The organism is Roseofilum sp. SBFL (assembly GCF_017746885.1).
Lineage (GTDB): Bacteria > Cyanobacteriota > Cyanobacteriia > Cyanobacteriales > Desertifilaceae > Roseofilum.
In genome coordinates this window covers 1-9,419 of sequence record NZ_JAGHZH010000018.1, presented here as the reverse complement: position 1 = coordinate 9,419, position 9,419 = coordinate 1, and the positions used below count along the sequence as shown (strand labels likewise).

Below are 9,419 nucleotides of genomic sequence, written 5' to 3'. Positions count from 1 at the left end.
TTCGAGGATTTTCTGGTACAATTGAGGAAGCATTTTTATATTTTTGTGGTCTCTACACGACCACTTTACTCTTTTACCGATCGCCTCCTCAACCCACCACTCTCTCTACCATTGAGCCTCCTTGTCACCCCTTGAGCTTTAAAACCCTTGCCAGCATCCAAAGCACCTTTGGACTCGAGCTTGACGAAAGCCAAAATCTTTTTGCTCAAACTAAACCACGTCAGCCGAGCGATCGCCTATCCATCACCTTGGCAGAAAATATCCCCCTCGCTAATGCAACGAACACGGAAAAAGCTCGATCTGAACTGATTATCGCACCCGTTCTTCTCGAAATTCGTCGCAGCTTTCAGGGACAAATAGGCTTTTTTTCCGGGACTGAATTCAGCGTTGAACCAGAAAAAGGATTGCACGGCTATTGCGATTATATTTTGACCGCTTCACCGGAGCTTTACGAAATCAAAGCACCTATAGTCACTATAGTAGAAGCCAAAAATGAAAATATTAAAGGGGGACTGGCCCAATGTATTGCCGAGATGGTGGCAGCCAGGGAATTCAATGCAGCAACCAATAATATCGGTCTAATTCTCGGTGCAGTTACAACCGGAACGCTGTGGAAGTTTTTGACCCTCAATGGTCAAGTTGCTGCTATCGATCTAGATGAGTATTATATTAAGGAAATTGCCAAAATTCTTGGCATCTTAGCCACTCCTTTTCAGAAACTCATCTCAAATCCGGAAAATCAACTGTCCATTTGATGAAAAGTGATAATAATTGTCATTCATTCGCTCAAGAAGAGACCAGCTGATAGGAGGTGGGTGTTCCACAGAGGTTCAAAAATTTGCCAGAAGTCTAAGCCCTGTCGGGCACGCTACACGAACGACATCACAAAAAAGTTCTTCTAGACTAAACATGGAGCAAAGGAGGAGTTTCTAGTTCCCACTTTTAGCCTACTCCCTTTGCTCCTCCCAAATCACAACTATAGTCGTTTTAATTAAGATTGGGACAATCATGATGGGTTTACAACTTGAACGACTGTAGGAGTAAACGCCATTTGCTCTTACCGTTGTGTCCCATCCTTAATTAAAATAACTATAACGATCGCCCCCTTAACCAAAACTGACGTTTCCTTACGCCTGAGACTCAACCAAAGATATTTTCCGAGCGATAATCAGCTTCCGGTTCAGCAGAAAAGGGAGCATCAGTTTTACCCTTGGCTCTGGCTTTTGCCTTCGATGCACTGCGCTTCAGAGCTTGCAAACGGGCTTCATAACGGCTGCGCTGGCGTTTTTTCGGGTTTTGTTCAATCAAGATCTTCAAGGCACTACCCAGACTCTTGTAGGCATTGGGTAGCGTATAGCCAAAGCGAGTTGCCAAGGCGATCGCCTTTTCATCCGCTTGAATCGATTCCTGTAAGGTCTTCTCTGGGTTATTTTTCTGATAGAGACGATAGCCGGAAACCCCACATAACGCCAGTGCCAAGAGGAGCAACAAGCCATCTTGTACCCAAAGCTCTCCCACAGCTCCCCCTAAACCAATGGCTAGAGCTGCCATTTCCCAACCATCTTTGGGAATCGTATCATTCTGAATCCGCCCCACTTCATGCCAAAAAAGCAAATTTCGTTGGTCGATCGCCAGTTGATCCCATTTAGCTAAATCAATTTGAATTTCAACTTCATCATTGCCAATTTCTTCGGATCGCACGAGGGGAGGGTTCATTTCTGTTGCCACCTCTACGATCACCCAACTTTGCAGTTCTGGCGGTAATAAGCCTTTTAAGCGGCGCAGTTCATTCATTTCTGCTCTCGCAGAGGAGGTTGCATAGGATTTCATATCGCTTGCCCTAGAATCTGACAAAACAAGTAGATCGTCTTATGTTGAGTATATCTTGGACGATGGCTGAATGGGGAATGGGGAATGGGGAATAGGGAATGGGGAATAGGGAATGGGGAATGGGGAATGGGGAATGGGGAATAGGGAATAGGGAATGGGGAGCAAGGTGTTTCTGTGTCTCCGCGTCTTCCCTATCCTCCCCATCCTCCTACTCCCCGTAGGATTCTGTGGTAATTTTCCCTCGAAAGACTACGTAGTTATAAAGCGTGTAGGCTAAGAGAATTGGAATCAGGAAGCCCACAAAGATGATCATAAACACCAATGAGCTAGTGTCTGAGGCAGCTTGATAAATGGTGATGCTCGGAGGAATAATGTAAGGGAAAATCAAGAATCCTAAGCCCAGAAAAGAGGAAAAGAATAGCAAGACGGTCCATAACAATGGAGTGAACTCCCTTTCTTGTTTGAGACTACGGTAAAGCAAGAACACCAGCAAAATACAAGCTACCGGGATGAGGGAAAAGAGGTAAACTTGAGGCGCTTCAAAGAGCCGAGAGCGTACAGAATCATAGAAGATCGGGGTGCTAATCGTAATGAACACCGCACCTAAGAATGTGGTCAACGTGGCAATTTTAGCGGTTTTGAAATGGGTTTGTTGTAGCTCTCCTGTGGTTTTCATGATCAGATAGGTGGAGCCAATCAAAACATAGCCTTGGATTAGGGTTAAGGCGACTAAGACCGATCGCCAGGTTAACCAGTCAAAAGGGCCGCCAATAAAATGTCCGGCTGCATCCACGTTAATGCCTTCAAACACCGTTCCTAGGGCAAATCCTTGACCCAGGGCAGCGAGGAAACTACCGATACCGAAGGCATAATTCCAGAAAAACTTGCGTTCTGAATTTTCCCGAAATTCAAAGGAAACGGCCCGGAATAGCAAGCCAACCACCATGATCACTGCCGGGAGATAGAGGGCGTTTAAGACTGTTCCATAGGCAAGGGGAAAGGCTCCAAATAGGGAACCTCCCATGAGAACTAACCAGGTTTCGTTCGCATCCCACACATTACCTAAACTGGTCATCAGGAGCGATCGCCTTTCTTCAGAAGATGAGGTGATCGAAAGAATCCCGACCCCCAGATCGAAGCCATCTAACAGAACATAGAGGAACAGAAAAAGTCCCAGAATGAAAAACCACAGTTGAGGAAGAAAATATTCTAGAGATTCCATAATCAATAGGGAATGGGAAATAGGAAAAAGAGTGCTAACTGGTAACTGGTGAGCCAGAATTATCCTTGATTGGAGTATTACTGGGTAACGGAATCTCTAAATTGGGACCTTTGCGAATAATACGAGAGCCAAAATACAGAGCAGATCCCAGGAAAAAGATGTAAATACTGGTAATTCCCACTAGAGAGGTAAGGATTTCTCCAGGAGGCAGATGAGAAGCCGCGTCTACGGTACGAATCTCGCCGTAAACTGTCCAGGGTTGTCTTCCCACACAGCGCACAATCCAGCCCGTTTCTACGGCAAGATAGCCCAAGGGAGCAGCAAAAATCCAGCCTCGTAACAGCCATTTTTGGGCGGTAATTTTCGCTTCCGCGAGTTGACCTCTAAGCCATTGCAGGACAGTTACTGTGGCTAAAGCGGCTAAGAATAACCCGATCGCAATCATAATGCGGAAGGAATAATACACTAATCCCACCATATGGGGACGGTCTTCATAGGGCCATTCTTTGAGTCCATAAACCGGTTCAGAGAGTTGGGGTTTTAGCTCCAATAGATAGCTCAGAGCATAGGGAAACTTAACTTCCCAATCATTGGCTTGTGTTTCTCCATTGGGAAGTGCCACCATACTCCATCCGGCGGTTTCTCCTGCGGGAATCGTTTCCCATTGAGCTTCCATGGCAGCGAGTTTAGTCGGCTGATGGTGATAGACTTGTTCGGCACTCAGGTGACCGATAAAGATTTGTAAGGGAGCAACGGCGATCGCCAGGGCTAAAATAATTTTCAGGGATTTGCTAAAAAAGGCAACATTGCGACCATTAATCAAATACCACGCACTAATGCCACCAATCACAAATAGCGACGTTTCCAACGTAGCGAAAAACATATGTAGGAAACTGTTAAGCATAAAGGGGTTAGCAATAGCGGCAAAAAAGTCGTGAACCACAAACTTGCCATCGATAAATTCCCCACCTGCGGGAGTTTGTAACCAAGAATTAGCTGATAAAATCCAGAACGTAGATAGATTCGCTCCAAAGGCAACTAAAATCGTAGAGATATAGTGAATAACCGGGGGAACTCTATTCCAACCAAACAGCATGATACCGAGGAAACTGGCTTCGAGCATAAAGGCCATCGTACCTTCAAAACCGAGTACTGTGCCAAAAAAATCGCCCACCGCTTCAGAAAACGGGGCCCAGTTCATGCCAAACTGAAAGGCCATGGGCAGTCCAGAAGCAACTCCAATCCCAAAGTTGAGGACGTAAATCTTAGCCCAAAATCGGCAATGACGATAATAGTCTGGATTGCCAGTTTTCAGCCATAGACCTTCCAGGATAACCAGGAAAATACCCATGCCTGTCGTCAGAACGGGCCAGAGCATATGAAAAATTGCAGTTAAGGCAAATTGAATGCGTGAAAGCGTTACCGTATCTGAGAGCCAATCCATGAACTACCTGCATGTTCAGTAAATTTTGTCTCTTTTGGTATAACGGATAGTTCGGAATTTGGGCAAGGGATTGGAAGAACACTTTAAGAAAATTTACAGAATCTTCTAACTCTTCTTGATTACGACACAGAGGCACGGAGCGATCGCCTGAACCCAAGATCCAAGAGATCCGATTTATCCTTGAGATCCGCGCATTTTCAGGGTTTCAACTTGGTGTTTTAAGGCAGATCGATCGTCGGGGTTAATGGAAATGGCTCGATCAAAGGATTCGATCGCTTCTTCAATTTGACCCAGTTCCCGTAAAGCCAATCCACGATTATCCCAGGCTTCATGATAATCGGATTTGAGCTTAAGGGCTTCATCAAAAGCCGCGATCGCTTCACCATATTTGCCTAAGTTCAGCAGTGCAACCCCCTTATTCCCCCACGCTTCATACAGTTCCGGTTGTAACTCTAAAGCTTTTTCATAGGATTCTATCGCTGCTTGGGGTTGCCGTAACATCACTAAAGCGTTACCCCGATTTAACCAGGCTTTGTAAAATCCGGGTTGCTCACTTAGAACGCGATCCCAAGTGGCGATCGCATTGGCATATTGTCCCCCTTTGGCTTGTTGCATCCCTTGGTTAAACAAAATAGTCGCTTCATCAACTGTGCCATTGGCTTGATGTTGTTGATAAATTTGATAAAGTTGCTGATAAATCGCTTCTACAATTTCTTCAGGATTTTGACTATTGATACCCACTTGCTGCGAAAATTGCCCCATCAAGTTGGGCATTTCAGTTAGTTTTTCCAACAATTCATTCAGACTCACGGTTTCTGTCCATTGTTTTCCATGGGCAGTGTAGGCGAGGTTAATGACCGGTTGTTGTCGAATATAATCCTCTATGGAAGTAGCGACTTCTGCTTGAACTTCACTCACCGGTTCTGGTACAGGGGTTTCTGCTTGAGCTTCACTCACCGGTTCTGGTACAGGGGTTTCTGCTTGAGCTTCACTCACCGGTTCTGGTACAGGGGCTTCCGGCGGAACTTCACTCATCGGTTCTGGTACAGGGGCTTTCGGTGGAGTTTCACTCACCGGTTCTGGTACAGGGGCTTCCGGCGGAACTTCACTCACCGGTTCTGGTACAGGGGCTTTCGGTGGAGTTTCACTCATCGGTTCTGATGCGGAAGTTTCTGGGGGATCGGCCCATAAATCAGAAACAACTTCTGGGTAAAATAAAGGACTACTCTTAGCATCACTCGCTTCCACATCAACCGCACCTACCTTTTCTGGAGGCGTTTCAGAAGGGGGGGGACTGGCTACAACATCTAAAGCCGGGTTTTGAGGTGGAGGCGTTTCTGATAAAGGTTCTGATGGAGTAGAATCGGGAACCGTTGAAGGGGAATTAACCGTTACGCTCGGAGTCATATATTCCCAGAGAGAATTTCCTTGGGAGCGTAAGCGCAGTTGCAGTCCTATTTCATAGATAGCTTCTCCTACCAATTGCCATTTGGGGAGCGATCGCACCATTTCCCCAACTTTCATCATCTGAGTCGCTTGCTGAGTTTGAGCCGATCGCCCTCCTAATAGTCGAGCGCGATATTCTCTTAACCAGTCTAGCCATTGATCCGAATTAGTGCGATCGCCTAATTTTTCAAAAAAGAGTCCCACCCTCTCTACTTGCCATCCCCGATCCACCCCCTCCATTAATTGCCGAAATAAAAACTCATAATCTGCTTCACTCAGACGCGAAAGGACTTCTTCTGATGAACTCTGATGCAGATCGGATTCTGTGGAACTCCCGGTTAAGATCTTCTCTCCAGGATTAAAGATTTGCCCCAGTAAACTCTTGAACCATTGCCAAAGCTGCCTCATGATCTCCCCATCTTGTTGCACATTTAGCCTCTTTGATAGATTAACAGTTTTTGGATTGGGCTGAATCGGAAATGGAGAAGATTATCACGTCAGTCCGGGAGTCAGTAGTCAAAATGTGATTAAAATAGCTATAGCTCCCAGCGCTATAATTCAATGAGCCTAATCTTGGAGAATGGTATGTACTCACCGTTTCAGAGTCAAGCGATCGCCTGGAGAATGGCGGCAGGATGGATCAGTGCTGGGAGTGTTTGGTTACTTGGTCTTTCTCCCGTTCAAGCCCAATTTGCTAATCCTAACCGTCCCACATTTTTTCAAGAGGGTTATCAACAACTGCAAGAAGAGGTACAACGACTGCAAGCCTCTCCTGACGATCGCCCCCTTTTAACTGTTGATACGGGTAAACTACAATGGCAACATTTCATTTCGCGGGCAGGAGAATTCCAAGTCTGGATGCCCACAGGTCTTTCTACCCACGAACAACAGTCAATGCCTACTCTGGTGGGCAATTTAGCCTTTGATGTCTTGACGACGAATCAGGAAAAGTCTCGCTTTATTGTGGCGTTTTCCGATCGACAAACAGAAATTGCCCATCAAGGTGAGGCAATTCTCGCTCAAGTCTTAGATACCATTGTTCAAGATACCGGTTTTTCCGTTCAAGAGACGATGGGAACGGATAATCAACAGGATATAGTTTTAAATGATGGGCAAGAGAATATTCAACTGCGAATGATGGTGATGGGCGATCGCATTTATATCTTAGGAGTAGGGTATCAGAACACTCAGATCAAAGCGCTAGATATCGAGGCCTTTTTCAACTCTTTTCAACCCCTATTTTAAAGATTGGATGCAACGCTGCATTCTCGCATTCGTACATTGGGGGGGCACGGATAAAAGTGCCCCAGATTCAGTTGTCCAGATAGAGATTAACAAGAGACAGGGTTAAGCTAACAATAATGTTTTCGGCGAGAACGGCCTGTCTGAGGGTTCTTCTTCTGGTTGTGGGTTATGAGCTGCTCTCACCAATAGACGGTTGCTTGAACAAACCTCCATTTCTCCAGCTTGCAGGGCATATCGCCATTGCCGCCCTAACCGCCAAGCCCGAAATTTAAAGATATTCCATCGGGGGTTAGAAGGATAGAGCGCAAAGCCTGCTCTGAGTGCAGGAATATGTTCTGGAGAAAGATCGGTATGGACGTTAATCGTTTCCGTCAGTGGTATAACAGCAGCAGTGCGGTGTTTGATGGTCTGAGTCACTCATTGTACCCCCTGCTTGTTACTACCAATACTTTTTTAGTATATAACAAATTGTGAAGTTTATTCAAGAGGCCCAAGGTAGAAATTAGGGATGAAAATTGCAATTATTGGATGTGGTTATGTCGGAAGTGCATGTAGTCGATATTGGCTCGATCGAGGGCATCAGGTAACGGTGACGACGACGACACCAGAGCGAGTAAGGGATTTAGAGGCGATCGCGAATCAGGTTATGGTCTTACAAGGAAGCGATCGCTTACAACTAAAGAAAATTATCCAAGACCAAGAGATTATCCTCCTCAGCGTAGGCGCAAAACGCACCAACCGCAGCCCAGATGCTTATCGAGATACCTATTTGGGAACCGCTCAAAGTCTAGTTTCTGCCCTGGAAACTGCACCCCAAGTTCAACAGATCATTTATACAAGCAGTTATCAAGTGTATGGCGATCGCCAAGGGAACAGCGCCGATGAAACAACCCCAGTTGCTCCTGTCTCTGATAATGGTGAAATCTTAGCCGAAACGGAGCGGGTTCTCCTAAATGCCCACACTCCAGATCGTAAAGTTTGTATTTTTCGTCTTGGGGGAATTTACGGTCCGAACCGGGAACTCATCAAAATTTATCGCACCATGGCAGGAACCGCTCGTCCTGGAACGGGACAAGAAGCCACCAATTGGATTCACCTAGAGGATATTGTGGGAGCGATCGCCCACAGTTGCCAGCACCGGTTGCACGGTATTTATAATTTAGTCGATGATGCCCATTTAACTCGCCAAAACTTTCTCGATCGCCTATTGAGCTTACATCACTATCCTGCCGTTACTTGGGATGCCAGCTTACCCGATCCTAGACCCTATAATGTTTGGGTTTCCAATCAGAAAATTAAGGATGCTGGCTATCCGTTTCAATATAGCGATCGCCAATTCAATTAACCTTGAGTAGCACAAGTAAGGGCGAAATCTTTTTTGCCCCTACAATCTATTTCTATCCCCTCATGAAACTTAAACTGATTACCGCTAATCTTCGCTACGATAAACCTGACCCAGGGAATTCTAATTGGCAGTTGAGACGAGAGGCTGTTGCTGGGTGGATCTCCCAAGAGCAACCCGATATTCTGGGAACTCAAGAATGTTTAGCCCATCAAATGCTCGATCTACATCGTCGCTTACCCGAATATCAGAGTATCGGGCGCGATCGCCAGGGGAATGGTGGCGGAGAATATTGCGGGATTTTCTATCATCCCCAGCGCCTAACTTGTTTAGAATTCGGTGAATTTTGGTTAAGCGAAACACCAGAGATTCCCGGTAGCATCAGCCCAGAATGGGGCAATCATCAACTACGGTTTGTTACTTGGGGGAAATTTATCAGCGCCGAAAATCAACAGATTATTATTTTGAATACGCACCTAGATTATAACAGTGCCCTAGCCAGAAATTTGGGGGCAAAAGTTATTTTAAATCAACTAAATCAATGGCTAGATAAACAATCTTATCGGTTTCTGATGGGAGATTTTAATGCCTCTCCCCAAAGTCAACCCAGACAAATGTTAGCCCAAGGTTCGAGTTCCGATCGCCCTTGGTTAGATGCCTTGGCGCAGATTCCCCTAGAAGACCAAAATACTTACAGCGCTTTGCGCTGTAACGGAGTACAGTCTCATTGAGATCAGTCATTGCGAATGGAACGAAGTGGAATGAAGCAATCGCAAAATCCCCCAATCTTGACGATTGCTTCCCTGCGGTCGCAATGACAACTCGAATCTACGATCAACAATGTACCTCATAGCAGCGCGAAGCGCTGTAACCCTCTTCTGTCACTCTCC

General features: G+C 45.9%; 9 protein-coding genes. 4 read left to right on the top strand and 5 right to left on the bottom strand.

Features of this window, described 5'->3' with window-relative positions; genetic code table 11:
* Positions 1-755: hypothetical protein (locus J7545_RS01555; protein WP_318719028.1), on the top strand; the 755-nt coding region annotated here is incomplete at its 5' end.
* Between the two features lie 385 nt (positions 756-1,140).
* Here J7545_RS01555 and J7545_RS01550 read toward each other — a convergent pair.
* The 4 genes from J7545_RS01550 to J7545_RS01535 form a co-directional block, all read right to left on the bottom strand.
* Positions 1,141-1,830, bottom strand: a complete 690-nt coding sequence (locus tag J7545_RS01550; protein ID WP_271939097.1) for a DUF3318 domain-containing protein — start codon at positions 1,828-1,830, stop codon at positions 1,141-1,143.
* A 208-nt stretch (positions 1,831-2,038) separates the two neighbouring features.
* On the bottom strand, positions 2,039-3,052 hold the full coding sequence (gene cydB / locus J7545_RS01545; protein ID WP_318719027.1) for a cytochrome d ubiquinol oxidase subunit II: 1,014 nt from the start codon (positions 3,050-3,052) through the stop codon (positions 2,039-2,041).
* A 34-nt stretch (positions 3,053-3,086) separates the two neighbouring features.
* A complete protein-coding gene (locus J7545_RS01540) occupies positions 3,087-4,496 on the bottom strand; it encodes a cytochrome ubiquinol oxidase subunit I (RefSeq protein WP_318700723.1) in 1,410 nt (469 codons plus the stop codon).
* Positions 4,497-4,670: 174 nt separating this feature from the next.
* Positions 4,671-6,350, bottom strand: coding sequence for a tetratricopeptide repeat protein (locus tag J7545_RS01535; protein WP_318700722.1), 1,680 nt, complete (start codon positions 6,348-6,350; stop codon positions 4,671-4,673).
* A gap of 177 nt (positions 6,351-6,527) precedes the next feature.
* On the opposite strand from J7545_RS01535, the gene J7545_RS01530 reads away from it, so the two are divergent.
* Positions 6,528-7,187: a hypothetical protein gene (locus J7545_RS01530; RefSeq protein ID WP_318700721.1), complete on the top strand. Its 660-nt coding sequence runs from the start codon at positions 6,528-6,530 to the stop codon at positions 7,185-7,187.
* Positions 7,188-7,289: 102 nt separating this feature from the next.
* Here J7545_RS01530 and J7545_RS01525 read toward each other — a convergent pair whose 3' ends face one another.
* A complete protein-coding gene (locus J7545_RS01525; RefSeq protein WP_318719026.1) occupies positions 7,290-7,604 on the bottom strand; it encodes a hypothetical protein in 315 nt (104 codons plus the stop codon).
* Between the two features lie 91 nt (positions 7,605-7,695).
* On the opposite strand from J7545_RS01525, the gene J7545_RS01520 reads away from it, so the two are divergent.
* Positions 7,696-8,532, top strand: coding sequence for an SDR family oxidoreductase (locus tag J7545_RS01520; RefSeq protein WP_318719025.1), 837 nt, complete (start codon positions 7,696-7,698; stop codon positions 8,530-8,532).
* Positions 8,533-8,594: 62 nt separating this feature from the next.
* Positions 8,595-9,260: an endonuclease/exonuclease/phosphatase family protein gene (locus J7545_RS01515; protein WP_318719024.1), complete on the top strand. Its 666-nt coding sequence runs from the start codon at positions 8,595-8,597 to the stop codon at positions 9,258-9,260.
* Positions 9,261-9,419 lie beyond the last annotated feature (159 nt).

Bases quoted from the DNA above. Each gene is read 5' to 3' on its own strand.
- J7545_RS01550 (WP_271939097.1), bottom strand. From the start codon at position 1,830: ATGAAATCCTATGCAACCTCCTCTGCGAGAGCAGAAATGAATGAACTG.
- J7545_RS01515 (WP_318719024.1), top strand. From the start codon at position 8,595: ATGAAACTTAAACTGATTACCGCTAATCTTCGCTACGATAAACCTGAC.
- J7545_RS01520 (WP_318719025.1), top strand. From the start codon at position 7,696: ATGAAAATTGCAATTATTGGATGTGGTTATGTCGGAAGTGCATGTAGT.
- cydB (WP_318719027.1), bottom strand. From the start codon at position 3,052: ATGGAATCTCTAGAATATTTTCTTCCTCAACTGTGGTTTTTCATTCTG.
- J7545_RS01540 (WP_318700723.1), bottom strand. From the start codon at position 4,496: ATGGATTGGCTCTCAGATACGGTAACGCTTTCACGCATTCAATTTGCC.
- J7545_RS01535 (WP_318700722.1), bottom strand. From the start codon at position 6,350: ATGAGGCAGCTTTGGCAATGGTTCAAGAGTTTACTGGGGCAAATCTTT.
- J7545_RS01530 (WP_318700721.1), top strand. From the start codon at position 6,528: ATGTACTCACCGTTTCAGAGTCAAGCGATCGCCTGGAGAATGGCGGCA.